The 26,613-nt window shown below is 58.2% G+C and carries 26 protein-coding genes and 1 tRNA gene; 12 read left to right on the top strand and 15 right to left on the bottom strand.

Features of this window, described 5'->3' with window-relative positions:
- Positions 1–430 precede the first annotated feature (430 nt).
- From RE418_RS21985 to RE418_RS21960, 6 genes are all read left to right on the top strand, one after another.
- On the top strand, positions 431–1,027 hold the full coding sequence (locus RE418_RS21985; protein ID WP_369825806.1) for a fimbrial protein: 597 nt from the start codon (positions 431–433) through the stop codon (positions 1,025–1,027).
- A 54-nt stretch (positions 1,028–1,081) separates the two neighbouring features.
- Positions 1,082–1,777, top strand: coding sequence for a molecular chaperone (locus RE418_RS21980; protein ID WP_089180750.1), 696 nt, complete (start codon positions 1,082–1,084; stop codon positions 1,775–1,777).
- A 14-nt stretch (positions 1,778–1,791) separates the two neighbouring features.
- Complete coding sequence (locus RE418_RS21975; protein ID WP_025302322.1) at positions 1,792–4,287, top strand: fimbria/pilus outer membrane usher protein; 2,496 nt, start codon at positions 1,792–1,794, stop codon at positions 4,285–4,287.
- Between the two features lie 14 nt (positions 4,288–4,301).
- On the top strand, positions 4,302–5,366 hold the full coding sequence (locus tag RE418_RS21970) for a fimbrial protein (protein WP_049295353.1): 1,065 nt from the start codon (positions 4,302–4,304) through the stop codon (positions 5,364–5,366).
- 136 nt (positions 5,367–5,502) lie between these two features.
- Positions 5,503–6,027: a hypothetical protein gene (locus RE418_RS21965; protein ID WP_049204270.1), complete on the top strand. Its 525-nt coding sequence runs from the start codon at positions 5,503–5,505 to the stop codon at positions 6,025–6,027.
- A gap of 91 nt (positions 6,028–6,118) precedes the next feature.
- Positions 6,119–6,634 (top strand): LuxR family transcriptional regulator, encoded by a 516-nt coding sequence (locus RE418_RS21960; protein ID WP_197538605.1) that lies wholly within the window; start codon positions 6,119–6,121, stop codon positions 6,632–6,634.
- Between the two features lie 47 nt (positions 6,635–6,681).
- Here RE418_RS21960 and soxR read toward each other — a convergent pair whose 3' ends face one another.
- A complete protein-coding gene (gene soxR / locus RE418_RS21955) occupies positions 6,682–7,155 on the bottom strand; it encodes a redox-sensitive transcriptional activator SoxR (protein WP_025302326.1) in 474 nt (157 codons plus the stop codon).
- Positions 7,156–7,300: 145 nt separating this feature from the next.
- Between soxR and RE418_RS21950 the strand changes: the two genes are divergently transcribed.
- Positions 7,301–8,386, top strand: coding sequence for an efflux RND transporter periplasmic adaptor subunit (locus RE418_RS21950; protein WP_089180751.1), 1,086 nt, complete (start codon positions 7,301–7,303; stop codon positions 8,384–8,386).
- Positions 8,387–8,396: 10 nt separating this feature from the next.
- A complete protein-coding gene (locus RE418_RS21945) occupies positions 8,397–11,477 on the top strand; it encodes a MexW/MexI family multidrug efflux RND transporter permease subunit (protein WP_089180752.1) in 3,081 nt (1,026 codons plus the stop codon).
- 49 nt (positions 11,478–11,526) lie between these two features.
- Here RE418_RS21945 and RE418_RS21940 read toward each other — a convergent pair whose 3' ends face one another.
- The 4 genes from RE418_RS21940 to RE418_RS21925 all read right to left on the bottom strand — a co-directional run bounded on the left by RE418_RS21940 (position 11,527) and on the right by RE418_RS21925 (position 14,365).
- Positions 11,527–12,327, bottom strand: a complete 801-nt coding sequence (locus tag RE418_RS21940) for a DNA/RNA non-specific endonuclease (RefSeq protein WP_015377376.1) — start codon at positions 12,325–12,327, stop codon at positions 11,527–11,529.
- Positions 12,328–12,518: 191 nt separating this feature from the next.
- Positions 12,519–12,833 (bottom strand): hypothetical protein, encoded by a 315-nt coding sequence (locus RE418_RS21935; RefSeq protein ID WP_016928271.1) that lies wholly within the window; start codon positions 12,831–12,833, stop codon positions 12,519–12,521.
- A gap of 236 nt (positions 12,834–13,069) precedes the next feature.
- Positions 13,070–13,669, bottom strand: a complete 600-nt coding sequence (gene wrbA / locus RE418_RS21930) for an NAD(P)H:quinone oxidoreductase (RefSeq protein WP_025302329.1) — start codon at positions 13,667–13,669, stop codon at positions 13,070–13,072.
- Positions 13,670–13,747: 78 nt separating this feature from the next.
- The gene (locus RE418_RS21925) at positions 13,748–14,365 is read right to left on the bottom strand and encodes a LysE family translocator (RefSeq protein WP_043141841.1); all 618 of its coding nucleotides are present in this window, start codon (positions 14,363–14,365) and stop codon (positions 13,748–13,750) included.
- Between the two features lie 68 nt (positions 14,366–14,433).
- On the opposite strand from RE418_RS21925, the gene RE418_RS21920 reads away from it, so the two are divergent.
- Positions 14,434–15,357 carry a LysR family transcriptional regulator gene (locus tag RE418_RS21920; RefSeq protein WP_043141837.1) on the top strand — a complete coding sequence of 308 codons (924 nt, stop codon included), beginning with the start codon at positions 14,434–14,436 and terminating at the stop codon, positions 15,355–15,357.
- Here RE418_RS21920 and RE418_RS21915 read toward each other — a convergent pair.
- Positions 15,341–15,814, bottom strand: a complete 474-nt coding sequence (locus tag RE418_RS21915) for a helix-turn-helix domain-containing protein (RefSeq protein ID WP_025302332.1) — start codon at positions 15,812–15,814, stop codon at positions 15,341–15,343. The genes RE418_RS21920 and RE418_RS21915 overlap by 17 nt on opposite strands.
- Before the next feature lie 117 nt (positions 15,815–15,931).
- Positions 15,932–16,507 carry a helix-turn-helix domain-containing protein gene (locus RE418_RS21910; RefSeq protein ID WP_089180753.1) on the bottom strand — a complete coding sequence of 192 codons (576 nt, stop codon included), beginning with the start codon at positions 16,505–16,507 and terminating at the stop codon, positions 15,932–15,934.
- Positions 16,508–16,574: 67 nt separating this feature from the next.
- Here RE418_RS21910 and RE418_RS21905 point away from each other — a divergent pair, with 67 nt between their 5' ends.
- Positions 16,575–17,498, top strand: a complete 924-nt coding sequence (locus RE418_RS21905; protein ID WP_025302334.1) for a DMT family transporter — start codon at positions 16,575–16,577, stop codon at positions 17,496–17,498.
- Positions 17,499–17,546: 48 nt separating this feature from the next.
- On the opposite strand, the gene cycA is transcribed toward RE418_RS21905, so the two are convergent.
- Positions 17,547–18,947: a D-serine/D-alanine/glycine transporter gene (cycA, locus tag RE418_RS21900; protein WP_043141829.1), complete on the bottom strand. Its 1,401-nt coding sequence runs from the start codon at positions 18,945–18,947 to the stop codon at positions 17,547–17,549.
- Positions 18,948–19,296: 349 nt separating this feature from the next.
- Here cycA and RE418_RS21895 point away from each other — a divergent pair.
- Positions 19,297–19,372 (top strand) — tRNA-Lys (locus RE418_RS21895).
- A gap of 220 nt (positions 19,373–19,592) precedes the next feature.
- Here the strand turns inward: RE418_RS21895 and RE418_RS21890 are convergent.
- Both RE418_RS21890 and RE418_RS21885 read right to left on the bottom strand, forming a co-directional pair.
- A complete protein-coding gene (locus RE418_RS21890) occupies positions 19,593–20,096 on the bottom strand; it encodes a DedA family protein (protein ID WP_025302336.1) in 504 nt (167 codons plus the stop codon).
- Positions 20,097–20,170: 74 nt separating this feature from the next.
- On the bottom strand, positions 20,171–21,484 hold the full coding sequence (locus tag RE418_RS21885; protein ID WP_025302337.1) for an MFS transporter: 1,314 nt from the start codon (positions 21,482–21,484) through the stop codon (positions 20,171–20,173).
- A 384-nt stretch (positions 21,485–21,868) separates the two neighbouring features.
- Between RE418_RS21885 and RE418_RS21880 the strand changes: the two genes are divergently transcribed.
- Positions 21,869–22,171: a putative quinol monooxygenase gene (locus RE418_RS21880; RefSeq protein ID WP_049204287.1), complete on the top strand. Its 303-nt coding sequence runs from the start codon at positions 21,869–21,871 to the stop codon at positions 22,169–22,171.
- Between the two features lie 111 nt (positions 22,172–22,282).
- On the opposite strand, the gene RE418_RS21875 is transcribed toward RE418_RS21880, so the two are convergent.
- The 5 genes from RE418_RS21875 to hemA form a co-directional block, all read right to left on the bottom strand.
- The gene (locus RE418_RS21875) at positions 22,283–22,843 is read right to left on the bottom strand and encodes a hypothetical protein (RefSeq protein WP_197790408.1); all 561 of its coding nucleotides are present in this window, start codon (positions 22,841–22,843) and stop codon (positions 22,283–22,285) included.
- Positions 22,827–23,393: a GNAT family N-acetyltransferase gene (locus RE418_RS21870; protein ID WP_043141821.1), complete on the bottom strand. Its 567-nt coding sequence runs from the start codon at positions 23,391–23,393 to the stop codon at positions 22,827–22,829. Before RE418_RS21870 ends, RE418_RS21875 begins: the two co-directional genes overlap by 17 nt.
- A gap of 123 nt (positions 23,394–23,516) precedes the next feature.
- Positions 23,517–24,236 (bottom strand): enoyl-CoA hydratase-related protein, encoded by a 720-nt coding sequence (locus RE418_RS21865; RefSeq protein ID WP_025302341.1) that lies wholly within the window; start codon positions 24,234–24,236, stop codon positions 23,517–23,519.
- The gene (locus tag RE418_RS21860) at positions 24,229–25,401 is read right to left on the bottom strand and encodes an MFS transporter (protein WP_043141814.1); all 1,173 of its coding nucleotides are present in this window, start codon (positions 25,399–25,401) and stop codon (positions 24,229–24,231) included. Before RE418_RS21860 ends, RE418_RS21865 begins: the two co-directional genes overlap by 8 nt.
- The gene (gene hemA / locus RE418_RS21855; protein WP_025302343.1) at positions 25,398–26,609 is read right to left on the bottom strand and encodes a 5-aminolevulinate synthase; all 1,212 of its coding nucleotides are present in this window, start codon (positions 26,607–26,609) and stop codon (positions 25,398–25,400) included. Before hemA ends, RE418_RS21860 begins: the two co-directional genes overlap by 4 nt.
- Positions 26,610–26,613: the final 4 nt, after the last annotated feature.

Below are 26,613 nucleotides of genomic sequence, written 5' to 3'. Positions count from 1 at the left end.
TTTCTTTATGTGTTTTTTTCTTTTTATTTCAATGGTTTTTTGTTTTTATGCCACAAGCGCTTTATGAGGAAACGGCGACATTTATTTAACCTGCGCAGCAAGTATCCTGTCGTACTCACTCTTTTAAGGCGCGTATCTTTCCGCTCATTGCGCGATTCGTTTTTTTATGGTCATGAAAATTATTTGATTCGATGTTGCATTTTTTTTGTCTTTGGAATTAATATGTTCTGCATCTGGCGGTGAATGAGATTTTTCCCATTGCCGGATATCTTTTAGAATACACTTGGATATATATAAATATATACCGCCACATATAAACTTTTAGATGGCAGGATGCTGTCAATACTCTGCTATTGCCTAAGCTTCGTTAGCCTCTAAACGGTTTAATGGTGTAGGTCATTTTATATATGCTCTCTCAGCGAAGAAAGTAATGGGGTTTATTATGATTAAGCAAGGCATCTCTTTGGCGGTATTGGCTGCCGCGTTAACATCTGTGGGCGCAACGGCGGCAGATAATTCCGCCGGTGGCGTTATTTCGTTTAGCGGTGCCGTTACGGATACCACTTGTACCATCAATGGCGGGAAAAGCGCCGATTTTACCGTTGCGCTCAGCCCGATTTCCGTGACGGATGCGGGCACCGTTGTCGGCCCCATCACCAAAAACAAGAAATCTTTCTCGCTGACGTTCTCCGGCTGCACGCCGGCGGCGGGAACGGCCGGTACGCCGCTGAAGATCTACTTCTCTTCGGCGAATAATATCTCTACCGACGGAAAATATCTGCTGAACAGCTCCGTGAATGAAAGCGACGCCGCCGTAGCGAAAAACGTCGGTTTTTCTCTGGCCGAGCCGGGTTCATCCACGCCGATTCCGTTGAACGTGCCTTATGTCACCAAGATCAAAGGCGATAAAACGGCGCCAGATGCCGAAACGCTGACGCTGGATGCCTATTACTACAAGACCAATGCGTTGGAAGCAAAAGTGGGGGAATTGAGTTCCAACGTGACGTACACCATTTCTTACCTGTAATTGCAATTAAGCCAGGCCTGTGCCCAAGGCAAAGGCCTGGCATCTGGGGTGACTATGAAACAGTGCTTAATCTTTGCTGGATTGTTTCTCAGCAGCTTTTGCGCCGATGCCAATATTGTAATTAATGGAACGCGCGTTATTTATCCGGAAAAAAACAAGGATGTTATCGTTCAGTTAGTCAACAATGGTGACGATCCGGCACTGGTGCAGGCATGGATTGATGATGGTGATATCAACTCGACGCCTGAAACGGCAAACGTGCCGTTCTTGTTATCCCCGCCGGTTGTAAAAGTTGCCGGAAATAATGGCCAGCAATTACGCATACAAAAAATGGGCGCGGAGCTCCCCGGCGGTCGTGAGTCGGTATTTTATTTGAATGTGCTGGATATCCCGCCTACGCCGGAAAATTTGCAAGGGGTCAATACGCTGCAATTAGCCATCAAATCGCGCATCAAGCTATTTTATCGCCCGGCAGGGTTAACCGGCAGCGCAAATAACATCACCGACTTCATTGAACTCCAGGCGGCAGGGAAGGGATTTAAGGTTATCAACAAAGGTCCTTACTTTTTTACGTTGGCCAATGTTGATCAGAAAGGAAAAAAGAATCTGTTGATTGACTCAGTGATGGTCGGGCCATATTCCAGCCTCTTTGTTCCGACCAAAGTTGGTGTGAGCCGGAACATTCCCTACACCCTGCTCTATATCGACGACCTGGGGGCTTATAAATCTAAAGCCATTACAGCCCGCTAACGTGAAGAACGGCCATGAAGCTTAAACTAAAATTGCTTTCGATACTGACCGCATCTGTATTCATTCCGTTAAATAAAGTCTCGGCGATGAAATTCGACACTTCTCTATTGGCCGGCGCGTCCAGCGAATCCGACCTGTCGCGTTTTTACCTCAATAATGACATGCCGGCAGGCACGCAAACGGTCGACGTGTATGTCAACCAGAGTTGGAAAGGGCGGTTCTCGTTGCAGTTCGGCGAACATAAAGGCGATATTCGCATCGCCCATCGTGACGCCGCCCTGTTGGGCATCGATATGAGTAGTTTGTCCATCGGGGGAGACAAGGAACCGATCCCCGTCCAAACGTTGGTGCAAGGAGGAAGGGCCGACTTCGACGTGGGGACGTTGAGCCTTAAGCTGACGGTGCCTCAGTCGCGAGTGATTCGCGCAGAGGCCGGCTATGTTGACGCCAAATTTTGGGATCGCGGCGTGCCTGCGCTGCTGCTGGCCTATAACGCCACCTATTACCACGTGCAGTCGTTGCAGGGCGACAAGGCGTCAAACGACGATTTCTATACCGGTTTGGAATCGGGGATCAATCTGGCGGGTTGGCAATTCAGAGACAGCAGCAATTTCCGCAGCAGTTCGCGACAGGGTAGCGATTGGCAAAATAATACTCGCTATGTGCAGCGTGGCTTCGCCGCCATCAAATCGAACCTGACGATGGGCGATTTCTATTCGCCGGGGGACTTGTTCGACTCGATTCGGGTGCGGGGCGGCGCTTTAGCCTCGGATATCAACATGCGGCCCAATTCGCAGCAGGGTTTTTCGCCGATAGTACGGGGCGTGGCGCAGAGCAATGCCCTGGTGAAAGTATTGCAAAACGGCAACCTCATCTATCAGGAGAACGTGCCGCCGGGCTCCTTTACGCTGGATAACATATTGCCGACCGGCTCTGCGGGGGATCTGTTGGTCGTGGTCAAGGAAGCCGACGGGCGGGAACAATCCTTTACCGTACCGTTTTCCGCCGTTCCCAACATGTTGAAGCAGGGGGTCAGCAAATACGGCCTGGTGGCCGGTAAGGTCAATCAGGCGGATACCGACTATGCGCCTGCTTTCGCGCAGGGCACGCTGCAGTATGGCTTCAATAACCTGGTCACCGGTTACGTCGGTACGATCCTCAGCGAGGACTATCGCGCCTGGCTGCTGGGCAGTGGCTGGAATCTGCCGTTCGGCGCGGTATCCGTCGATGTGACTCAGGCCTCGACGCATTTGCAGGATCGCAATGAAAATGGGCAAAGTTTTCGGATCGCCTACAGCAAGTTTTTGGACGCTACCGCAACAAACTTCACGCTGGCGGCATACCGTTATTCGACCAAAGGTTATTACAGCTTTAACGATGCCATCTACACCCATCAAGGTTACCGCGAGCGTGACAAGCGTTTTCACGATTATTGGAACGATCGGGATGACGATGAGCTTGCCCCGTTGGATTTGAATACCTGGGACGCCGTTCGCGCCGCTCGTCCACGCAATACCTTCAATTTGAACCTGAACCAGAGGCTCGCAGACGGGTGGGGCACGCTCTATTTCTCCGGCACCCAACGCGATTATTGGTCGGATACGAATAAAAGCCGGGAATACCAGCTCGGGTATTCAAACGCCTTCTCGCGCGTCAGTTACAACATTTCCGCGAGTCGCGTGAGAAATTCCGATCGCAAAGAAGAGACGCGGTTTTATCTCTCTCTGAGCGTGCCGTTGTCGATGTTCGACAACAATGCCTATCTCAGCACCAGCTTATCCGCCACCGATTCGCACTATCAGCAAAGCTCGCTGAGCCTGAGCGGCAATGCGCTGGAATCAAACCGTCTGAGTTATGCGCTTGCCGGCAGCAACCAAAGCGGCGGCAACAGTATGGCGAGCGTGAATGCCGCCTATCGCGCCAACGCGACGACTGTCGGCGGCTCCTACAGTGAATCATCAGACTATCGACAGTTGGGCATGAGCGCCCGCGGCAGCCTGGTGGCGATCCCTTGGCATTTGCTGGCGTCCAACGAAATGGGCAACACCATGATGGTGGTGGACGCGCCCAAGGCCAAAGGGCTGATGGTGAACGGCGACGAGAGCATCGTCACTAACGACGAAGGGCTGGCTTTGGTGCCTTACGCCACGCCTTACCGGCAAAACTCCGTGACATTGTCGGATACCGGCAACAGCTCCGGCGCCGAGATCGTCGGCAATATCGCCAACAGTGTGCCCTATGCCGGCGCCGTCAACTATTTGAGATTTGAAACCGATCAGCGTCGGCCTTATACGCTGCGCGCCTTTAAGCGCGGCAATAAACCCCTGCCATTTGGTGCGGAGGTGGCGGATCAAAGTGGGAATGCCATTGGCTTCGTCGGGCAGGCCAGCGTCCTGTATCTACGGGTTGAACAGCAGCCAACGTCGCTGGAAGTCAGGCTGAATGACGGTGTCTGCAAGATTGAACGCCCGAAAATATCGATGGACAGCGCAGCCAACACATGTCGATAAAGGATAATTACACCATGCTCAGGATACTCGCACTGACGCTGTCCCTATTGTTCAGCGGTTACAGTTACGCTTCATGCTACGGCAATGGCATCCAATATGCGCCGCCGATCTACGTCGATTTGTCGGATAAGCTCAGCGATAAGACACCGGTCTGGGAAGGCAGTTTTTATACGCAATACAGCGGTTCATTTAGCTGTTCAACCTCGAGCAGCGAATTCGGCTATACGCGTATCCTGTCAACCGACAGCACGAAGGCGACAATTCTGGGATTCAACAGCGGTAAATATTGGATACGCGCGGAAATAACCAACGACATCGCCAACAAAAAGCTTAGCGGTTGGGGATCGCACTCCGCTTCGGAATTGAATCAGCCGATGAATATCCGTTTCAGTCTGGTCAGCAAGACGGGCACATCGATACCCGGCGACACGGTTAGCCTTAAGGACGTGATGTTCGTGACCGATCTGAGCGGGATGTCTTTGCTGGAGATCATTTTGTGGCCCGCCAAGCAGTTGGTGAAGATCTTGACCTGGCTGCTCAACGGCTTCAATTGGCCTTACGATCAGCGCGACATGTACGGACAGCCGATGACCATCAAGTATGCGCCCAAGATGACGACCTGCACTTTCGACAATGCCGGCCTGGCAGTGAAGTTGCCGACGTTGGGGATATCGCAGATTACTCAGGGGGCGCAAAATGGCCTGACGCCCTTTACACTGAATTTCAGCTGTCAGAATCGGCAAAGCGGCGGCACGGCCGATCGGGATATCAATATGTTTTTATCCAGCAATAATCTGTTGGCTTCAGATAATACGGTTTTGATAGATAAAAGCCCTGAGGCGGCAAAAGGCATTGGCATCCGGCTGGTCAAGACGGCTTCGCCTAATAATCCCGTCACGCTGTCGCTTTCCAGCGTGGCACCAGGTGCGGCGACTTCATTATTTCATGTGGTAACCGGCAATGCCTTGGATGCGCAATTTTCCATCGGCATGGCGGCCTATTATTATCCTTACAGCCCCACCACAATGAGCAGTGGAGGAATTAATACATCGGCCACGCTTAACATTATATATAAATGATTCTTTTGTTATTTTTAATAATAAAAAACAGGTTGCCACATATAAGAAAAATCTTAACATGGTAATTGGTGGCGAATATTATTTACTTGAATAATATTGGTGTTTAATCCGGATCTCTATGTTGAGGATGAATTGTATGACGGAACAAATCCAGATCGGTGTCAAAGTGGAAAAATCGCTAAAAGATGAGGTTGATGTCATTCTTCGCGGTTTGGATATTAAGCCGACGACGGCGATAAATGGGCTTTATCAATATATTTCACAGCATGGAGAGCTCCCTTTTGTCATATCAACCAGCGTGAAAACACCGAAGGATATCGCCGGCGGGTTGTTCAAGAGCCTGTTTTCCTTACAAAGCACGCTCAGCGTTTTCTTGGATAAAGTGCAAATGAAGCGGTGTGTCAGCAGGGAGGAAGTATTGATTGTGCTCGATATACTGCGCGATTTTATCGTTGCTTTTCGCCAAAGCGCGCAATATCTCGGCGCTTCACCTTTCGGGCGGCGTGTAGTTTGGAAGGATGCCGTATGCGCCGTCGAGAGTATTCATGAAATTCTAGATAATAACGTAAAATACAGTGAAGATGGCATTATGAATTTGGATGAAAAATATCTTTCATCGCTGTCTGCATTGCTGATCTCATTATGTTCTTCACTTAAGTAAGTCGAACCAATAAAGTTAATTGGCATGACTGCCATGGGGGCGTTGTTAAAAACGCGCCCATGACAAATAGCAATGGGGTGATCCTGTGCGAGTGGCTATATTTTCTGATGATTACTATTTATTCTATGGCATATCGCAGATCTTGAAGTCGTTGGAGGGCGTTGAAGTTATTGGTCTGCATTCATCTGCACGCCGTGGATTACATGCCATGTCTTGTCATGCAGAAGTGGTCATCGTCTCTTTCTCGTCTATCTGTCGGGTTATGAATTTCTTATCGCATATTATCGACAGGCCTGACAATACGATCGTCTTAACCGGCGTGGAAACGCCGCGCCTGGCGAATTTTAACTGTCTGAAAAAAAACATCGGTCTTACGACGTTCGTTGAGGCGATAAAAATGTTCACCGCGAGCTGTAAAGGGCAGAGTCTGTCGCCGCGCGAGCTTTCGGTGTTGGCCATGCTACTGGCGGGAAAACCGAATACCGGCGTCGCTAAGGCGTTGGGTATTTCCGAGAAAACCGTCAGCCAGCATAAAATGAACGCCATGCGTAAGCTGGAGATTCAACGTTTTCATCAGTTCATTTTGGCAGCGGATGAGCGAGTGTAATCGCTATTCCACAGGCGGGTGCGTTGGCCCGTAGGGAGAGCGTCTGCTCACCCATGATCGGCCGGGCGTTCGAAAATATGCGCACCGGCACCCTGTTGGCCCCAAATATCGTTTGGGTTGCGCAGCGGGCAGTCGGCGAGGGACAGGCAGCCGCAGCCGATACAGCTGTCGAGATGATCGCGCAGCACCGTCAGCCGCTGTATGCGTTCATCCAGCGTTTTGCGCCAGGAGGAGGACAAAATTCCCCATTGTTCGGCGGTTAGCTTGCTGCCGGTGGGAAAACGCCCCAGCGTTGCGCGGATCTCCTCCAGCGGAATGCCCGCGCTTTGCGCGATCTTGATCACCGCGATGTAGCGCAACACCACCGGCGTGTAGCGGCGCTGGTTACCGGCGTTGCGCATCGCCTGAATTAGCCCCTTGCTTTCGTAAAAGTGCAGTGCGGATACCGCCACGCCGCTGCGTTTCGCCACTTCCCCAACGGTCAATAGCCGATTGGCGTCAATCGGTTCATTTCTTGCCATTTTGTCTTCCTCAACTTGACCTCAAGTTAACCTGAGGTTTTATAGTGCAGCCAGCCGGGCTTGGCAACCGGTATCTCTCGTCACCTCCCTGCGCTGCGTCGGGGGAAGGATGGCTTTGGCTGTAAAATCAGGAAGAAACCGTTACATGATGAAACGATACCTCATTATTGCCGCGCTGCTGGCGGCACTCGCCGCCGCCGCCGTTGCGATGCGTTCCACCGCGCGACAAAGCGAAGGCGCGCCGGCCTATCCGCCGGTTAAAGTGGCGCTGGCGCCCGCCCTGCGTGAGCAGGCGGCACGCAGTTATGCCGGCGTGGGCGAGCTGGAGGCGGCCAGCCAGGTGGAAGTGGCGGCAGAGACCAGCGGCCGCATCACGCGCATTCTGTTCGAATCCGGCCAAACGGTGCGGCAGGGGCAACTGCTGGTGCAGCTTAACGATGCGGTTGAACAGGCTGAGCTGGTGCGCCTGCAGGCGCAATTGCGCAATGCCGATCTCTTGCTGGCGCGCATGCGCAAGCTGATGAACCTCAACGCTACCGCGCGGCAACAGCTGGACGACGCGCTGGCCGAGCGGGATATGGCGTTCGGTGCGGTGCAGGAAACGCAGGCCAAAATTGCGCAAAAGGCGGTCCGAGCGCCGTTCTCCGGCACCATCGGCATTCGCCGCGTGCATGAAGGGCAATACCTCAACGCCGCCGAGGCGGTGGCGAACCTGGTGGACGCCGATACGCTGCGCGTCAATTTCTCGCTGGACGAACAAAGCAGCGCCGGGCTGGCGTTGGGGCAGGCGGTGTCGGTGCAGGTTGGGGCGTATCCCGATCGCGCTTTCCCCGCCGCCATTACCGCTATCGACCCGATGATCGGCAAATCCCGCACCGTGCAGGTACAGGCGACGTTGAGCAACCGTGAGGGATTGCTGAAGGCGGGCATGTACGCGGGCATTCGCGTCACGCAGCGGCAACGCGTGGCGGTGCTGACGGTGCCGGAAACGGCGCTGACCTATACGGCGTACGGCGATACCGTGTTTCTGGCGCAGCAGGGTGAAAAGGGCATGACGGTCAAGCGCGCCTCGGTCACCGTGGGGGAGCGCAACGACGGGCGCGTCGAGATAGTCAGCGGCCTGCAGGAAGGCGATCGGGTGGTGACTTCGGGCCAGCTCAAGCTGAGCGACGGCATGGCGGCCGAGCCGGTGGCGCAGGATACCCTGAACGCCGCCCCGGCCGGTTCCTGAGGAGAGACCGATGACATTTACCGATCTGTTCGTGCGCCGGCCGGTGCTGGCGCTGGTGGTCAGCACCCTGATCCTGCTGTTCGGCGCGCTGGCGCTCAGCAAACTGCCGATCCGCCAATACCCGCTGCTGGAAAACTCTACCATTACCATCAGCACCGACTATCCCGGCGCGTCGTCCGAGCTGATGCAGGGCTTTGTCACGCAGCCAATCGCCCAGGCGGTGTCGTCCGTCGAGGGCGTTGACTACCTTTCTTCCTCGTCGGTGCAGGGGCGCAGCGTGGTGACGGTGCGTATGGCGCTGAACCGCGACTCCACCCAGGCGCTGACTGAAGTGATGGCCAAGGTCAACCAGGTGCGCTACAAGCTGCCGGAGCAGGCTTACGATCCGGTGATTGAGCGGTCCGCTGGTGAAGCTACTGCCGTGGCCTATGTCGGTTTCTCCAGTAAAACGCTGTCCACACCGGCGCTGAGCGAATACCTGACGCGGGTGGTGGAGCCGATGTTCACCACCATCGACGGCGTCGCCAAGGTGGAAGTGTTTGGCGGGCAAAAAATGGCGATGCGCCTGTGGCTGGACAGCGATCGGCTGGCCGGCCGCGGCCTGACTGCCGCCGACGTGGCCGACGCGGTGCGGCGCAACAACTACCAGGCGGCGCCGGGCAAGGTAAAAGGGCAGTACGTGGTTGCCAACGTGCGGGTGAATACCGATCTCACCAGCGTGGAAGAGTTCCGCAATCTGGTGGTGCGCAACGACGGCAACGGCCTGGTGCGCTTGAAAGACGTTGGCACCGTGGAGCTAGGTGCCGCGGCCACCGAAACCAGTGCCCTGATGGATGGCGAACCAGCGGTGTTCCTCGGCGTCTTCCCTACGCCGACCGGCAACCCGCTGGTGATCGTCGACGGCATTCGTCACCTGATGCCGGCGATCGACAAGATGCAGCCGCCGGGCGTGAAGATGGCGCTGGCGTTCGAGACCGCGCGCTTTATTCAGGCCTCGATCGATGAAGTGGTGCATACCCTGCTCGAAGCGCTGGCGATCGTGGTGGCGGTGATCTATCTGTGTCTGGGGTCGCTGCGCACCGTGTTGATCCCGGTGGTGACCATTCCTCTGTCGATCCTTGGCGCTGCAGGGCTGATGCTGGCCTTCGGCTTCAGCGTCAATTTGCTGACGCTGCTGGCGATGGTTCTGGCGATCGGTTTGGTGGTGGACGACGCCATTGTGGTGGTGGAGAACGTACATCGCCATATCGAAGAGGGGAAAACGCCGCTGGCGGCGGCGATGATCGGCGCACGCGAGGTGGCGGGGCCGGTGATCGCCATGACGCTGACGCTGGCGGCGGTCTATGCGCCGATCGGCCTGATGGGCGGGCTGACCGGCGCGCTGTTTCGCGAGTTCGCGCTGACGCTGGCCGGGGCGGTGGTGGTGTCCGGCGTGGTGGCGCTGACGCTGTCGCCGGTGATGAGCTCGCTCCTGCTGCCGGCCAAACAGAGCGAAGGGCGCGTGGCGTACGCCGCCGAGTGGTTCTTCGGCGGCCTGACGCGGCGTTATGCGCGCGCGCTGGACTTCTCGCTGCACCACCGTTGGTTGACTGGGACGCTGGCGCTGTTGGTGATGATCAGCCTGCCGCTGTTGTACCTGATGCCGCAGCGCGAGCTGGCGCCGACCGAGGATCAGGCCATCGTACTGACCGCCATCAAGGCGCCGCAGCACGCCAACCTGAACTATGTCGAACGCTTTGCTTACAAGCTGGATGAGGTCTACAACCGCATGCCGGAAACCGAAAGCCGCTGGATCATCAACGGCAGCGACGGCACGGCGTCCGGCATTGGCGGTATCAACCTGACGCTGTGGCAGGCGCGCCAGCGCTCGGCGTCGGTGGTGCAGGCCGATCTGCAACGGGCGGTGAACGATGTCGAAGGCACCAGCATTTTCGCCTTCCAACTGCCCGCCTTGCCGGGTTCCACCGGGGGGCTGCCGGTGCAGATGGTGCTGCGTACGCCGCAGGACTACCCGCAGCTGTACCGCACCCTGGAAGAGGTGAAGCATAACGCCAGAAACAGCGGCCTATTTATGGTGGTGGACAGCGATTTGGACTACAACAACCCGCTGGCGGAGGTGCATATCGATCGCGCCAAGGCCAACAGCCTGGGGATCCGCATGAGCGACATCGGCGAATCGCTGGCGGTGCTGGTGGGGGAGAACTACCTCAATCGCTTCGGCATGGACGGGCGCGCCTATGACGTGATCCCGCAAAGTCTGCGCGAACAGCGGCTGACGCCGCAGGCGCTGGCGCGGCAGTACGTCCGCACCCAGGACAATACGCTGGTGCCGCTCTCCACCGTAGTATCGGTGGCCGTTAAGGTCGAACCGAACAAGCTGACTCAGTTTAACCAGCAGAACGCCGCCACCCTGCAGGCCATTCCCGCCCCCGGCGTTTCGATGGGCGAAGCGGTGGCCTTCCTCGAACGGCAGGCGAATGCGTTGCCGGCCGACTTTAGCCATGACTGGCAGGGGGATTCGCGCCAATATACCCAGGAAGGCAGCGCGCTGGCGTTCGCGTTCCTGGCGGCGTTGGTGATCATTTACCTGGTACTGGCGGCGCAGTACGAGAGCCTGAAGGATCCGCTGATTATCCTCATCACCGTGCCGCTGTCGATCTGCGGCGCCTTGCTGCCGCTGGCGTTGGGTTACGCCACGATGAATATCTATACCCAGGTCGGGCTGGTGACCCTGATCGGGCTGATTAGCAAGCACGGTATTTTGATGGTGGAGTTCGCCAACGAACTGCAGATGCATCAGGGGCTGACGCGGCGCGACGCGATTTTGCAGGCGGCGCAAATTCGCCTGCGGCCGGTGCTGATGACCACCGGGGCGATGGTGTTCGGTTTGATCCCGCTGCTGTTCGCCAGCGGCGCCGGTGCCGCCAGCCGCTTTGGGCTGGGGCTGGTGATCGTCTCCGGCATGCTGGTGGGCACGCTGTTTACCCTGTTCGTGCTGCCGACGGTGTACACGCTGTTGGCGCGCGATCATGCGGTGGCGTCGCCCCGGCAGCGTGAGTTGGCCGCCGCGCAAAAGGCGCTGACGGAATAAACCGCCGGCGCCCGTATGAAAAATAAACCCGCCTCGGCGGGTTTTTTCGTCAGTTTTTGCAGCCCATCAACTCCGGCAGGACGCCGGGCTTGCTCTTCAGCGAAGCCTGCACGTCGTCCGGCAGACCGGCCCAGATGATCAGGCCGGTACGCTTCTCGATCTCGTCCACCGTCACGCGGAACTGGCAGAAATCGGCGCCCTTCGGCGTGTTCTGATCGAACAGGAAGGCGGCATAGTGGTTCACCGCCGGGCTGTTGTTGATGAAAATCACCTTCCAGTAGGCGCTGGGGATGGTATGCGCTTTCTGGGTGCCCGGCAGTTTGCCCATATCGCGTTCATACAGCGGCCCGGTCACGGTATAGACCGAGGAGATATCGGCGCGATCGATCAGCTTGCGTTCCTGATCTTCCAGCCGCGCCCAGGCGCCCTGGTTAAGATCGGACTTTTGCGGCGTGATGTTGGACAGGTAGTTCAGCGATTCCCAGTCGGAAACGCCCGCCAGCGAAGCCAGCGGCGCCTGATGACCGCGATCGACCTTCAGCGCCGCATTGGCGCCGGTGTAATCGGCGGGCGCTAACGTGTCCGCCGGGTTGAGCGCCGGATCGGTTTTCCAGTTGCGCGTCTTGCCGCTGGCCGGCGTGTCTTTGGTGATGTGATAAGCCACCCAGTTGGCGAACTTGGTGGTACTGTTGTTGTTCAACGTATAAGCATGACGCACGATAGACACGTTGCTGCTGCCACCAGTCGGGCAGCCGACCGCGCAGTTGTCGATGGATTCGAGCGTGTCGGCCGACGCCTGAGCGGCGAACAGCAGGGCGGCCAGGGCCAACATCTTGTTGTTAAAGCGCATATTCATATCCTCAATAAGTTAAAAAGTACTGTATATATTTACAGTAAAATAAACTTATCGCAGTGAAACGAATACAACAATGCAACATATTCATGTTGTGAATGTGTCAGTCATGGTACAGCCAAGCCGCACGTGAAATGCGGCAGAAATGAAAACGGCGTCCAACAGACGCCGTTTCAAAGGGGGGAGGATTACTCCAGCAGGTCGTTGACCGTGCGGCGAACGTAATGCGTCATCTGCGCCAGATCGTCCGGTGATACCGGGCCGCCGCCGGCGCGCACCACCTGCTGTTCGATCTGCGCGATTTCCTGCTCGACCTTGTTGGCGATCTGTACTTTGACTATCTTGTCCACCGAAGACAGCAGCACCTTCAAGACGACTTTCAGCGCGATGTTTTCGCAGAACGAGTCGTAGTGATGAACCGGCGGCGGCGGGGCCGGAGCCGGCTCGGGCGCGCGCGGAGCCAGAGCCTTGAAGCTGTCTACATTTTCAATAATAAGATCCATGTCTCTTATTAGTTCATCAAAATCTTTAGACACTGACTTATTCCCTTCGCTGTGCGCAAAAAACAGAACGCCCGTCCTCGGGCTGAAAGCGGATGAGCGACGGGCAGAACGAATTCGGGCCTGGCCTTCAGACGCTGAATGGCCGGGGGAGGGGCATTCTAACCTTGCGGCGGGTTGGCAACAAGATGGGGCCGTGCGAATGCGCGGCCCTTTGGATCACGGGGGCTGGAGGGTGCTTAACTTTTCAGCTTGGCGGTGATTTTAGCCACGTGTTCGCCCTGATAACGGGCAATGGTCAGCTCTTCGTTACTCGGCTGCCGCGAACCGTCGGCGCCGGCGATGGTGGTGGCGCCATACGGGGTGCCGCCGCGCACCTGCGAAACGTCAAACAGCTCCTGCGTCGCATAGCCGATCGGTACGATGATGAAACCGTGGTGCGCCAGCGTGGTCCAGGTCGAACTGATGGTGTGTTCCTGGCCGCCGCCGGTGCCGGTGGAGGAGAAGACGCTGCCTACCTTGCCGTACAGCGCGCCGGAAGCCCACAGCCCGCCGGTTTGATCGAGGAAGGTGCGCATTTGCCCGGCCATATTGCCGAAGCGGGTTGGCGTGCCGAAGATAATGCCGTCATAGTCCGCCAGTTCTTGCGGGCTGGCGACCGGCGCCTGCTGGTGTTGCTTGCCCCCGGCTTTGGCGAAGGCCTCCGGCGTCATGGTTTCCGGCACGCGTTTAATCGTCACGTCCACGTCGTTGACACGGTTCGCCCCTTCAGCCACCGCCTGCGCCAGGCGTTCGATGTGGCCGTACATTGAGTAATAAAGCACCAACAGTTTCGTCATGTTTCGTACTCCCGCTCAGATGATTAACAAAAACCCCTGATAAGCATAGAAGCGAATGACGAACTTGGCGTCGTGGCGTTACCTGATGCCGGCGATCGCCAACAGGGCGCCAAAGACAATCAGCAGCCCGCCAAAGGTGCGGTCGATGCCGCGGCGTAAACGCAAAAAGCGCGCATTGACGCCAGGCGCGGAAAACAGCAACGCAACGGCAGCGAACCAGAACACATGGACGGCGGCAATAAAGAGGCCATAGCCAATTTGTACACCGAGCGGGGTGTGCGGAGAGACGACCTGCATGAATAGGCTGACGATGAAAATGGTGGTTTTCGGGTTTAACGCGTTGGTGAAAAAGCCGGTTTTCAGCGCGCCGAAATCGCTGATGGCGGCCGGCGCGGTGCTGGGCGTGGCATCCTGATGCGCCGCGTTGCGCAGCAGCGTAAAGCCGAGATAGATCAGATAAGCGGCGCCGATGCCTTTGAGCAGGTTAAACAACCAGGGCGATTGTTGAATCAACACGCCGACGCCAATCAGCGTATAGCTGACATGAACCAGTACGCCGGCGCCGATGCCACAGGCGGTCAATATGCCGGCGCGGCGTGAGAGCAGCAGACTGTTGCGCGAGACCATGGCGAAGTCCGGCCCTGGGCTTATCACGGCGAGTAAAGTAATGGTGACGACAGCGATGAGTTCAGTCATAGTTATCCTTGCGATGTTTAACAATAGAGTGACTGATTTATAAGAGTAATTTTTCTCGGTGACAAACGATGAATAGTGACAATATCGGTGAGAAAAACTCACGCAAAACCGGCAGGCCGTTGCCGTTGGGCGGACTGCGCTGCTTCGAGGCCGCCGCGCGGCTGGAAAGTTTTACGCAGGCGGCGCAGGGGCTGAATTTGACGCATGGCGCCGTCAGCCGGGCGGTGCGGGCGCTGGAAGAGGAACTGGGCGTGGCGTTGTTTGAGCGCCGCCATCGGCGGGTACTGCTCACGGCGGCGGGGCGCAAGCTGTTTCAGGCGACGCAGCAGGCCTTCGGCATTCTGGATCATACCGCGCTGGAACTGCGTCAGCAGGCGCTCGACGCGCCGCTGGTCTTGTCCTGTGAACCGACCTTATTGATGCGTTGGCTGATCCCGCGTCTGCCGGCTTTTCAGCAGGCGCATCCGGACATCAACTTACAGCTGGTGGCCGGTGGCGGGCCGTTTTCGTTCCATGACGGCATTACGGCGGCGATCAGGCGCAATGACTTCGATTGGGGAAAGGAGGTGCATAGCCTGGCGCTGTTCAGTGAAAAGGTTGGGCCGGTGTGCCAACCCGGGGCATTGGCAAGGATGACGATCGCTGAGGGCAGCCTGCTGAGTTTGCGGCCCGGCGCGAAGCTGCTGCATGCCGCCACCCGGCCGGATGCCTGGTGGCATTGGGCGCAGCAACAGGGGATGGCCTTGGTGGGGCATCCAGAGCAGCGCTTTGATCATTTCTATTTCAGCCTGCAGGCGGCGGTCGCCGGTCTTGGCATTGCGATGGGCCCGTGGCTGCAAGTGCGAGACGATCTGGCCGCCGGCTTGTTGAGCGCGCCGTTCGGTTTTATGCCCGACGGCAGCGGCTATTACCTGCTGTCGCCGCAGCCGATCGTGCCCGGCAGCGCGCTGGCTCGGCTGGCCGAGTGGTTGAGGCTCACGGCAGACGCCTGAGTTTTTGCGCCAGCCGCTGTTCCTGCCAGCGGCTGAAGACGTTACGAAGCAGCAGAGTGCGCACCGCCCGCATGACCAGCGCGAGGCTCATGCCGCCGATCGCCCACAGCGACCAGAGATAGTGCGGATGGGTAAAGACGTTGACAGCGAGCAATATCGCACCGATGACGGCGAAACGCACCGCCATGCTCAGCAGTTTGCCTTCTGCCGCGACCTGGCGACGAAGACGTTGTTCGTCAGGCGTCTCCTCCCCCATTGTCGTCTGTTGCGGCTGTGCGTTGAGATTGCTGACCTGCACGCCCAGCGCGGCGGCGATCGCGGTCAAGGTTTCCAGGCTGGCCTGTTCGCCGTTTTCAATCCGCTGTACGGTGCGGGTGCTGAGGCCGGCGATGGTCGCCAGCTGCTCCTGCGACCAGCCTTTTTCCAGACGTAATGGCCTGATGCGATACTTTTGCATGGTGCACTCCTGAGTTCGCTGTCACTGCCATTCAGTGTAGGGCGGGCGGGGTAGCTGCGCCACGACAGCGGCACGACAGCGACACGACACCCGCCGCCGGCGCGGGCTGGCGAGCAGTCAGAAGGCGACGTTGCGGATAAAGCGCAGCGGGAGATCGCCGTGGTTGGCGTAGGCGTAGCGTTGATCGCTGTTGAAGGTTTGTGCGGTGCCCGCGCTGAGCGTCAGCGTGCCTTGTTCCAACTCCAGCGTCAGGGTACCGGCAATCACGTAGATCATTTCATTCCAGCCTTCCGCGTCCGGCGCAGAGTCATAGCGCTCGCCCGGCATCAGCGTCCATTCCCACAGCTCGGCCCGTTGGCGCGCCGGCACGCTGGCGGCGAACAGCGCCTGGCTGCCCGGTTGCGCGCCTTGCCAGGCCAGTTCCCCCACCAGATGGTCGCCGCGCGCTTCCGGCGCCTGGATCAGATCGGTGAACGAAATCTTCAGGGCAGCGGCGATCTTGTCGAGCACCGCCAGGCTGACGTTGCGATCGCCGGCCTCGATGCCCGCCAGCATGCGGCGGCTGACGCCGGAAAGTTCGGCCAGCGCCATCTGGCTCAGGCCCGCCTGTTGGCGGTAGCCGCGCAGATTGCTGCTCAGGTACTGCAGCACCTTGGGGGGATCGGTTTTCGCGTTATGCGCCGTATTGCTCATCGCCGGACTTTATCTCATACTGGCAGGATCTGTGCATTATATTGCACTCAGCAGGAAGGGCAAGCCGGTGTCAGCAGCAAAAAAATCCTTTATTTCCGCCGTGGTTCCGCAAATCAGGTTGCCGGAAGCGGTGTTGATTTTCATCACCATGATCTGGGGCGGCACCTTTTTGGCGGTGCATCACGCGATGCAAGTCAGCGGGCCGTTCTTTTTCGTCGGTCTGCGTTTCGCCACCGCCACGCTGGCGTTGACGCTGTTTTCGCTGCGCGTGCTGCGCGGCCTGACCTTGTATGAACTGAAGGCGGGCGTACTGATCGGGCTGGCGATCATGTTCGGCTACAGCATGCAAACCGTCGGTCTGCAGACGATTACCAGCAGCCAATCGGCGTTCATCACCGCCATGTACGTGCCGATCGTGCCGCTATTGCAATGGCTGGTACTGGGGCGGTTCCCCGGCATCATGTCGTGGATCGGTATTCTGCTGGCTTTTACCGGCCTGATGCTGCTGGCGGCACCGAGCAGCACGGACATGACGCTGAGCCTTGGCGAAATGCTGACGCTGGCCGGCACGCTGGGCATGGCGGCAGAGATCATTCTGATCGGTGCCTTTGCCGGCAAGGTGAATATCCGCCGGGTGACCATTGTGCAGCTGGCGACCGCCTCACTGGCCTCCTTTTTGATGATGGCGCCGACCGGCGAGTCGCCGCCGCCGTATTCGGATTACCTGCTGTACAGCGCCATTGGGCTGGGGCTGGCCAGCGCCTTGATTCAGCTGACTATGAACTGGGCGCAGCGCAGCGTTTCGCCGACGCGGGCCACGGTGATTTACGCCGGCGAACCGGTCTGGGCGGGCATTGTCGGGCGGCTCGCCGGTGAACGTTTACCGGGCGTGGCGTTGTTGGGGGGCGCGTTGATCGTGATTGGGGTGGTAGTCAGCGAGCTGCGCATACGGCGCAAGGGGAAAGCAGCGGTGGCGACGGAAGCGGATTAGCGCAGAGGCGTAGAAAGAAAGGGGCGGAGAGATCCGCCCCTTTTTGCATCACGCGGTTTTCTTCTTGCGCAAGAACACGTAAGACAGGCCGAGCACGATGAACCACAGCGGGGTGACGATCAGCGCCTGGCGGGTGTCTTCGCGCAGCGACAGCAGCACCAGCACGAACACGAAGAACGCCATGCATACCCAGCACATCAGCTTGCCGGCAGGCATCTTGTAGATCGATTTCTGGTGCAGCGCCGGGCGCTGTTTGCGGTAAACCAGATACGAGCACAGGATGATGGTCCAGACGAACATGAACAGAATCGCCGATACGGTGGTCACCAGGGTGAAGACCGTCATCACGTTCGGGATCAGGTAAATCAGCACCACGCCGCCCAGCAGGCAGATGCAGGAGAAGGTGAGGCCGTTGGCCGGCACCGCGCGCTTGGACAGGTTGGCGAACGATTTCGGCGCGTCGCCTTCCTGCGCCAGCCCGAACAGCATGCGGCTGGTGGAGAACACCCCACTGTTGGCGGAGGAGGCGGCGGAGGTTAGCACCACGAAGTTGATCACGCTGGCCGCGGCCGGCAGGCCAATCAGCACGAACAGTTCAACGAACGGGCTCTTGTCCGGCACCACGGAGTTCCACGGCGTCACCGACATGATGACGATCAGGGCGAACACGTAGAACATGATGATGCGGATCGGAATCGAGTTGATGGCGCGCGGCAATGACTTCTCCGGATCCTTGGTTTCCGCGGCGGTAGTGCCCACCAGCTCAATGCCGACGAAGGCGAATACTGCGATCTGGAAGCCGGCGAAGAAACCGCTGATGCCTTTCGGGAACATGCCGCCGTCATTCCACAGATGGGTGAATGAGGCCACGGTGCCGGTCGGCGATTGGAACTGCATGGCGATCATCACCAGCCCGGCGACGATCAGCCCGACGATGGCGACGATTTTGATCATCGCAAACCAAAACTCCATTTCGCCGAACATTTTCACCGTCGCCAGATTAAGGCCGAGCAGCAACAGCACGCACAGCAGTGAAGCAATCCACTGTGACAGTCCGGGGAACCAGAACTGGGCGTAGGCTGTGATCGCCACAACGTCGGCGATGCCGGTGACCACCCAGCAGAACCAGTAGGTCCAGCCGGTGAAGAAACCCGCCCACGGGCCGAGCAGATCCGCGGCGAAATCGCTGAACGATTTGTATTCCAGGTTAGACAGCAGCAGCTCACCCATGGCGCGCATCACGAAGAACAGCATAAAGCCGATGATCATGTACACGAAGATGATCGAAGGGCCGGCCAGGCTGATGGTTTTACCGGAGCCCATAAACAGACCGGTGCCGATGGCGCCGCCGATGGCGATCAGTTGAATATGTCGGTTAGTAAGGTTTCGCCGTAGATGATCTTCTGAAGCGGGCGTCGCGTCAGTCGCTATTTTAGAGTGATCTACCATCTGATGATGTCCTGTTTTACCTGTCATTAGTGAAGTCGTGAGCTCTGAAGTGGCTCTTTTTTATACATTTATCCGGTTGGTCCGGCTTTAGTAAGGTAGTGCAATAACGCCACCTTTGTGCAACATGTTTACAACATTTATACGTGGGATAAAAGTCGATCAATCTTTACACGGAGGAGGCAAATCGGACGTTCAGGGAGCGGAAGATTACTCTTCAAAAGGTGGGATTAACAGACCTTATGCGGCTTATCTCGTTGATTAAACAAAGAGTTGTAAAACTCGCATGAGAAAAAGTAATGAGTGGAAGCGTTTGACAGCGGCACTGGCGAGGAGGACAATTTATCGCGTTGGGTCGTTAGCTCAGTCGGTAGAGCAGTTGACTCTTAATCAATTGGTCACAGGTTCGAACCCTGTACGACCCACCAACCAAATCAGCGTGTTACGCACAGACTTTTCTCTGTTTTTTCCCTCATGGCGCCGTTTTAAGCGCACATTCTGCAAAAAAATTCGCATTTTTCGACTGATGTTCAGAAAGGTGATCTGGCGCAAACTGCGATGTTGCACCGTACTTTATACGGCAAGGGAGGCTGTGCGCTGGCGCAACGTCGGCGCAGGGATGGGGCATTTGCCCAAGAATCTTTCAGGTCAAGAAGCGGGGAATAAATGCGCGGCCGACATCAAGAGGAGTGCCCAAACGGCGGCTGAAAGCGCGGCGGTGGCATAGACGTGCCTCGCCGGCAGTTGCAGCATGCCGGCCATCAGCGGCACGGTGTAGCGCATCACCGCCAGGAAACGCGAGGCGAACAGCAGCGGTAGCCCGCGCTTTTGCAAGGAACGTTGCGCTTTGTGCAGCGGAGTGTGAAAGCGTGCCGGCAGCCGGCGGCCAAGATCGTGGCGGCACAGCAGCGCGCCGCCGTGGAACGACAAGATCGATCCCAACGTGGCGCCGAGGGCGATGGCCGCCCAAACGGCACCGAGGGGCAGCGTGTGTTTGCCTGCAAGGATGCCTACCAGCAGCGTCACCGAGGCGGGCGGCAAGGCGGAAGACACCACGATCACGGATTTTCCCAGCGCGAACAGGAAAATCAGCAGCAGCAACATCTCCGGTTCCGGGCTGTATTTAGCGATAATGTGCGTCAATTCATCCATTTAATACCTGCGGGGGAGAGGGCTGAGTGCCAGTGTCCCATCCGCAGGTTCAATAATGGCTAAATAACGCGCCGCTATCCGGCAATCTCTGCGTCTTGCTTGCTCACGTCGGCGCGCCGGTTTCTGAGCGCCCACAACAGCGTGGCGCACAGCAGTGAAAAGGCGGCCAGCACCAGTGGCCCGGCATGCGGGCTGTGAAAACGCTGTTCCGCCTCCGTGCGGATCAGCGGGGCTAAGAAGCTGAATGCGGCGCCGAGCGTGGTGCAAAAACCGATGCCGGCCGCCAGCGCCGGGCCGGTGAGCACCTGCGCGGGAAACGTCCAGAAAATCGGCTGTACCGCCAGGAAACTGACTGCGCAGCAGCTCAGGGCGACGATAGCGAGCAGAGGGCCGGCATAGGAAGAAACGACCAACCCCAGCGCTGCCGCGACCATGCACCCCACGGCGATCGGTAATCTTCTGGCGGTTTTTCTGTCGGCATAGCGCGGCAGGAAATAGACGCCCAGCGCGGAGAACGCCCAGGGAATGGCGGCCACCAGCGAGGCCTTGAAACCGAGATGGGTGCCCATCAGCGAGGCGACCTGCGACGGCAGGAAAAACATCAGGCCGTACACGCCGATTTGCAGGGTGCCGTAGATCAACGCCAGATGCCAAACGGTGCCGCTTCTCATTGCCGCTTTGACGCTGCTGGTTTCGGTCTGCTGCTGTTCGTCAGCCAACTGTGTGACCAATGCCGTGCGTTCTTCCTCGGTCAAAAAGCGAGCCTGCCGAGGGTTATCGTCGAGATAGAAAAAGGCGAAGACGCCGAGGGCGACGGCCGGCAGCCCTTCCAGCACGAACATCCAGAACCAGCCGGGTTTACCCAACACGCCGTGCATCTCCAGCAATGCCCCCGACAGCGGTGAGCCGAGCGTCAGGGCCGCCGGCACGCCGAGCACGAAAATGCCAATAACCGAGGCGCGCACCTTATTGGGAAAATAGATCGACGCCAGCAACAGGATGCCAGGGTAAAAGCCGGCTTCGGCGATCCCCAGCAGAAACCGCAGGATGATAAATTGCTGTTCGTTGGTCACCAGCCCGGTACAGGCCGACAGCGCCCCCCACAGTGCTGTGGTGGCGCTAAGCCAGCGTTTGGCGCCCCAGCGGTTCATCAGCAGGTTGGCTGGGATGCCGAACAGCGCATAGGCGGCAAAAAATATCCCGGCGCCCAATGCGAAGGCGGATTGCGACAGCGCGATGTCGATAGCCATCGCGTCCTTGGCAAAGCCGACGTTAACCCTGTCGATAAACGCGATGAAGTACATGGCGAACATCAAGGGCACCAGTCTGCGCCAGGTTTTGCGGATGGCGGCGTTGAGCGCTGGAACGGCATAGGTGGCGTGATTCACTGGCGATAACCTCTCTTCTGAGAATGACAAGCGTCGGTCATAATGACCGTCCTGGCGCCGTTGCCCTCAACACGACGGTCACAGCGGATTTTCTTCGTGAGATATAAAGGTCTAAAGGACTAATGGTCAGGCCTTTAAGGGCGAAAAAAATGCCGCGTATCGGGTCGGCAGGTTGATGCAGACATCACCATAGTGAATGGTGTGTTGCTTTTTTGTTAATCAAACGTTCACACAGGGCTATGGCGCGTTCAAGCGTTTTGATCGAGATCTGCGTGCGTTATCACCGAATTGGCAACCCGGTGATAGACCTGGAGTAGGGCGCTTTCATCTCGGGAGTGAGGACGATAAGGTGAAGCACGGCAAAACAGAATGCAGGAGCGCAACATGCTGAAGGTCATCGCTGAAGATTTTATCCATCCGGAACACATTGACACCGTTATGCCATGGTATCGCGAGCTGGTGGCGAAAACCCGTCAAGAGCCGCTGTGCATCAGTTATGAACTGTGCATCGACCAGCAGGATCCCGGGCACTTTATTTTTATCGAAAGCTGGCCGGACCGCGCCGCCCTGGACGTGCATTGTCAGACCGAGCATTTCACCCGGCTGGTGCCGCAGATCAATCAGTATCAGCGCAAGCCTTGCACCTTCCTGTTTATGCAGGTGTTTCCTGAAACAGGCGATAAATAGGCGAAAAAATCCCCGCAGGGGGCGGGGTTAATGGCTTCTCAACACTATCTTGTTGTGATTAAAAAATAGGCTGATAATGATTTTCATTCTCTAAGAATGCTCTTAAATTAATCAATCAGGTGAATGATTCGCCGTCTGCTTTTCGCTGGCGATTTTAATGGCGCGCAGCATGCGGCGTCTTATCAACCCACTCACCAGGCGAATAGCATACCAATACGGGGTAAACCGCCGCCGGCTGGCGTCGTCGGGGCAGAAGATGCGCGTTTCCGTCACCAGACGGCAGCGCCCACCCTCGAGGGGACTCACGACATACCCCAGCGCCAGTTTGGCGACGCCGGGCTGAGCGAAGGCCAGAAAGCCCGCCCCGTCAGCGACCTGCTCCAGACCGTACTCAGCCTGCCAAAAGCGGCCGATCAGGCCATAGACCAACGCGCTGTCATCCTGCTCAAGCAGGCAAAAATTATGCAGGCCAAACGGCGGCGGGCTGGGCTTATCGCGTGGCATCAGCCGCGCGGGCAATTCGCGCAGCGCTATCATGCTGCGGAAGAAACGATCGTGCTCGGGATCGTAGGCGGCCACGGCCGCCAGGATCCGCGCCTGCGGCGCGGCGATGGCGATCGCATGCCGTTCCGAGAACTGGTATTGCCCAAGGTATTTATTCAGCAGCGTCATGCCTTGCATTCTCCCGCCATTCGCTTTGCAGCAGGGCAAAGCCGAATTCGTCGCCCCATGCGCCTTTGAAAAACACGTTTTGCCGCCAATAGGCCTCGCGGCGAAAACCCAACTTGCCGAACAGCGTGGCGGCGCCAAGATTACGCGTGTCCACCACCGCAGTAATACGGTGCTTCGCCAACGGCCCGAACAGCAGAGCGATGACGGCGCTCAGCGCCTCGCGCGCCAGCCCTTGCCGCTGGTGGCTGGGCGCGAAGGTCACGCCCAGTTCAGCCTGGCGCCCCTCATCGAAGAAATGCACCGCGACATCGCCGAGCAACGCGCCGTCCTCACGGCGCTCGACCGCCAGCTGGAACCAGCTGTCGTCACGGTTGAACGCGAGCTGCCGTTGCCGTTCGAAAAAGGCCTGCGCATCGGTGGCGCTGTAGTCGCTCCAGCTTTGATAGCGCGCCACGTCAGGGTGACTGCGGTAGGCGGTAAAGTGGGGCAGATCGTCGGCCGTGAACGGGCGCAGGATCAGTCTGGGGGTCTGCAGAGGCAAAAGGCGCATTATTTTTCCTTATCAGCGCATTAGGACTACCGGCAGTGTAACCCAGCGCCGAGAAGCGGGCTGCGTAAAATGAGCGGTGGAGGACAAACGGGAAATGCCGGTTCAGACGAACCGGCAGGGGCATTATCGGCGGGCGGCGGCCTGACGCAGGCGCTCGACCGGGCCTTGTTGAAAATCGAATGAGGGGGCTTCTTGCCGTGCCAGCCCCTGGCGCACGATGGCCTTCACCGCTTGGCTGGCAGCAAGATCTTTTCCGGCGATCTGTTCGGCGATGCGCAGCGCTTCTTCCCGGGCCGTCCCCTCGCTGATACGGGAAATGGCGCCGTGTGACAGCGCCTCCTGTGCGCCGACGGTTCTGCCGGTCAGCAGCCAGTCGAGCGCGACATAGGGGGAGATACGCGTCGGCAAGCGCGCGCACCCACCTTGTGCGGCGACTAACCCGAGCCCGGTTTCGGGGAAGCTGAAGCGTGCGTTCTGGCCGGCGACGATCAGATCGCACGCCAGCGCCAGCTCAAATCCGCCTCCGTACGCGATGCCGTCAACGGCGGCGATGATCACCTTGGCAATCTGTGCATGGATCAGCCCGCCAAACCCCTCCGGCGTGACGATGGGCAGTTCACCCTGATGAAAGGCGTTGATATCCATGCCGGCGGAAAATACCGCCGGTTGGCCGGCCAGCACGATCGCTCGCACCGAGTCATCGTTATCCGCCTGCCGCAGGTAGGTGCGGATCAACTCGGCCATCTGCAGGTTGATGGCGTTCTTTTTTTCCTGCCGATTAAGGGTGATGACCGCAACCTGCGCGCCATGGCGCTCATAAAGCACCGGAAGAACTTCACTCATCGCTGGCTTCTCCCCGGAAAAACAACAGCGTCAGCAGCAGGGCGATGGCGCCGAGCGGCAGCGAAAACAGCGGCAGGTAATAGGCCGGCAGCGCGTAGAGCGTCAGGCCGCCCAGCATCCCGCCCGCCGCGATGCCGGCGTACAACACCGAGCTGTTGAGCGACACGGTCAGCGCGCCAAAGCGTTTCGATAGCGACAACAGGTGATGTTGGATCGGCACCAGGTACATCCAGCCGGTAATGCCCCAGACGAGGAAGATGGCCAGTACCCACCAGGGCGAGGTGACATAAAAGGCCAGCAAAAACAGAGACAGCGTCTGGATCGCCACGGAAAACAGCAGCACGAACTTGCTGCCGAGGGCATCGGTTAACGCGCCGGAGGCAAAATTGCCGATCACCGCGCCAATGCCGAACACCAGCAGCGCGAGGGGCAGGATCGCCTCAGGGCCGAACTGGGTGTTTTTCAGCAACACGCTGACGTAGCTGTAGACGATGTGTTCCGAGCAAACGGCAAAAAAGGTGATCAGCAGCGTAGTCAGCACCGCCTTTTGCCGCAGCGGGGCGAGCCGCTCTTTCAGCGAATGCTTGCCCGATGGCGCAATGGCGCGCAGCGCCAACGACAGGCCCAGCAGCGCAATCGCCCCCAGCAGGGCGATGAACAGAAAGATTTCACGCCAGCCGATCAGTTTGGCGAGAAAGGTACCGAACGGAATGCCGAGCGCAATAGCCAACGTCATGCCGCCATAGACGATGGAAATAGCCAGGCCGCGGCGTTTTTCCGCCACCAGCCCCACCGCGGCGGCGGCGGCCTGCGGCGTGTAACAGGCCGCCCCCAATGCCGCCAGCACTCTGCCGAACGCGATCTGCAGATAGCTGGTGGCCCAGGCGCAGGCCAGGTTGCCGGCGATGAACAGCACCAGCGCCAACTGCAGGATATGCTTGCGGTTGACGTTGCCCAGCAGCCAGGCGGTGAGGGGGGCGAACAGCATATAGGCCAGCGCGAATACCGATATCAACTGCCCCGCTTGCGCGGGGCTGACGGCAAAGGTGTCGGAAATATCGCTGAGTACGCCGGCGACGATAAAAGCGTCGGTGCCGATGGCGAAGGTACCGGTCGCCATCAGGCAGAGCGTGATCAGATGGCCGTTATAATCCGCTAACTTCATCCTGCCCTCCGCAGATCGTTCGCTGCCCAGACCCGGCCTAGTGCCGCCAGGAAGGTCTCCACGTCGGCATGGGAATGTGCCGAGGTCGGCGTTACCCGTAGTCGCTCGCTGCCTGCGGGCACCGTCGGGGCATTGACCGGTTGCACGTAAATATCATGCTCATCGAGCAGCACTTTACTGATGTGTTTGTTGCGGTGCGGATCGCCGACCAGCAGCGGCAGGATATGGCTGTCTGCCGACACCAGCGGGATGCCGGCGGCGCGCAGGCCGGTTTTCAGGTGATCGACGATCGCCAGCAGGTGCTTGCGCTGGGTGTCATGCTCGAGGTTGTATCTAAAACTGGCCAACGCGGCGGCTACCACCGGCGCCGGTGACGAGGTGCTGAAGACGAATGCCGGCGCCCAGCTGCGCACCGCTTCCACCACCGAGCGGGGCGCGGCGATATAGCCACCCGCCGCACCGTAAGACTTGCCGAATCCGCCTTGGATAATAGTGATTTTATCCAACAGGCCCAGCTGTTCGGCATAGCCCAATCCCCGTTCGCCATACACGCCGGCCGAATGAATTTCGTCGAGATAGGTCAGCGCCTGATACTGTTCCGCCAGCGCCACGATCTGCGCCAGGGGGGCAAAGTCACCGTCCATGGAATACAGCGACTCGAAGGCAATCAGCTTTGGCCGCGCCGGATCGGCGGCCTGCAGCAGCTCGGCGAGGTGTGCTACATCATTGTGGCGGAAGATTTTTTTCTCCGCTTTACTGTAGCGAATCCCGTAAATCATCGAGGCGTGATTCAGTTCGTCGGAGAACACGATCAGATCGGGAATGGCGTCGCACAGGGTGGATAAGGTGGCGTCGTTGGCGCCGAAACCGGTGGTGAACAGCAGCGCCGACTCTTTGCCGTAGGCGCTGGCCAGCAGCGTTTCCAGCTCGCTGTGGTAGACCGAGGTGCCGGAAATGCTGCGGGCGCCGCAGGTGCCCAGCCCGACCCGGTTAACCGCGTCGGTGGTGGCCAGCAGCACTTTGGGGTGGTGGCTCATTGCCAGATAGTCGTTCGAGCACCAGACGTTGAGACGGCGCTCACCGTGGTGCCCGTGGCTGGTGGCCCAGGGTTTGTCCTGCACGCCGCGTTCAAGGTTGAGAAACTCGCGAAAACGCCCCTGTTTTTTGGTTTCCGCCAGCTTTTCTTCAAGAATGTTCAGTACGCTCATCGTA

The organism is Serratia sp. szju, assembly GCF_044594185.1.
Lineage (GTDB): Bacteria > Pseudomonadota > Gammaproteobacteria > Enterobacterales > Enterobacteriaceae > Serratia > Serratia bockelmannii.
Note: the sequence above shows the minus strand (reverse complement) of the source record. Positions and strands in the feature narration are given on the sequence as shown.

Excerpts from the sequence above, each read along its gene's own strand:
- RE418_RS21945 (WP_089180752.1), top strand. The coding sequence starts at position 8,397 with ATGACATTTACCGATCTGTTCGTGCGCCGGCCGGTGCTGGCGCTGGTG.
- RE418_RS21910 (WP_089180753.1), bottom strand. The coding sequence starts at position 16,507 with ATGAGCAATACGGCGCATAACGCGAAAACCGATCCCCCCAAGGTGCTG.
- RE418_RS21915 (WP_025302332.1), bottom strand. The coding sequence starts at position 15,814 with ATGCAAAAGTATCGCATCAGGCCATTACGTCTGGAAAAAGGCTGGTCG.
- soxR (WP_025302326.1), bottom strand. The coding sequence starts at position 7,155 with ATGGCAAGAAATGAACCGATTGACGCCAATCGGCTATTGACCGTTGGG.
- RE418_RS21920 (WP_043141837.1), top strand. The coding sequence starts at position 14,434 with ATGAATAGTGACAATATCGGTGAGAAAAACTCACGCAAAACCGGCAGG.
- cycA (WP_043141829.1), bottom strand. The coding sequence starts at position 18,947 with ATGGTAGATCACTCTAAAATAGCGACTGACGCGACGCCCGCTTCAGAA.
- RE418_RS21980 (WP_089180750.1), top strand. The coding sequence starts at position 1,082 with ATGAAACAGTGCTTAATCTTTGCTGGATTGTTTCTCAGCAGCTTTTGC.
- RE418_RS21970 (WP_049295353.1), top strand. The coding sequence starts at position 4,302 with ATGCTCAGGATACTCGCACTGACGCTGTCCCTATTGTTCAGCGGTTAC.
- hemA (WP_025302343.1), bottom strand. The coding sequence starts at position 26,609 with ATGAGCGTACTGAACATTCTTGAAGAAAAGCTGGCGGAAACCAAAAAA.
- RE418_RS21890 (WP_025302336.1), bottom strand. The coding sequence starts at position 20,096 with ATGGATGAATTGACGCACATTATCGCTAAATACAGCCCGGAACCGGAG.
- RE418_RS21870 (WP_043141821.1), bottom strand. The coding sequence starts at position 23,393 with ATGCGCCTTTTGCCTCTGCAGACCCCCAGACTGATCCTGCGCCCGTTC.
- RE418_RS21935 (WP_016928271.1), bottom strand. The coding sequence starts at position 12,833 with ATGGATCTTATTATTGAAAATGTAGACAGCTTCAAGGCTCTGGCTCCG.
- RE418_RS21925 (WP_043141841.1), bottom strand. The coding sequence starts at position 14,365 with ATGACTGAACTCATCGCTGTCGTCACCATTACTTTACTCGCCGTGATA.
- RE418_RS21965 (WP_049204270.1), top strand. The coding sequence starts at position 5,503 with ATGACGGAACAAATCCAGATCGGTGTCAAAGTGGAAAAATCGCTAAAA.
- RE418_RS21950 (WP_089180751.1), top strand. The coding sequence starts at position 7,301 with ATGATGAAACGATACCTCATTATTGCCGCGCTGCTGGCGGCACTCGCC.
- RE418_RS21875 (WP_197790408.1), bottom strand. The coding sequence starts at position 22,843 with ATGACGCTGCTGAATAAATACCTTGGGCAATACCAGTTCTCGGAACGG.
- RE418_RS21940 (WP_015377376.1), bottom strand. The coding sequence starts at position 12,327 with ATGCGCTTTAACAACAAGATGTTGGCCCTGGCCGCCCTGCTGTTCGCC.
- RE418_RS21880 (WP_049204287.1), top strand. The coding sequence starts at position 21,869 with ATGCTGAAGGTCATCGCTGAAGATTTTATCCATCCGGAACACATTGAC.
- RE418_RS21975 (WP_025302322.1), top strand. The coding sequence starts at position 1,792 with ATGAAGCTTAAACTAAAATTGCTTTCGATACTGACCGCATCTGTATTC.
- RE418_RS21865 (WP_025302341.1), bottom strand. The coding sequence starts at position 24,236 with ATGAGTGAAGTTCTTCCGGTGCTTTATGAGCGCCATGGCGCGCAGGTT.
- RE418_RS21860 (WP_043141814.1), bottom strand. The coding sequence starts at position 25,401 with ATGAAGTTAGCGGATTATAACGGCCATCTGATCACGCTCTGCCTGATG.
- RE418_RS21985 (WP_369825806.1), top strand. The coding sequence starts at position 431 with ATGGGGTTTATTATGATTAAGCAAGGCATCTCTTTGGCGGTATTGGCT.
- wrbA (WP_025302329.1), bottom strand. The coding sequence starts at position 13,669 with ATGACGAAACTGTTGGTGCTTTATTACTCAATGTACGGCCACATCGAA.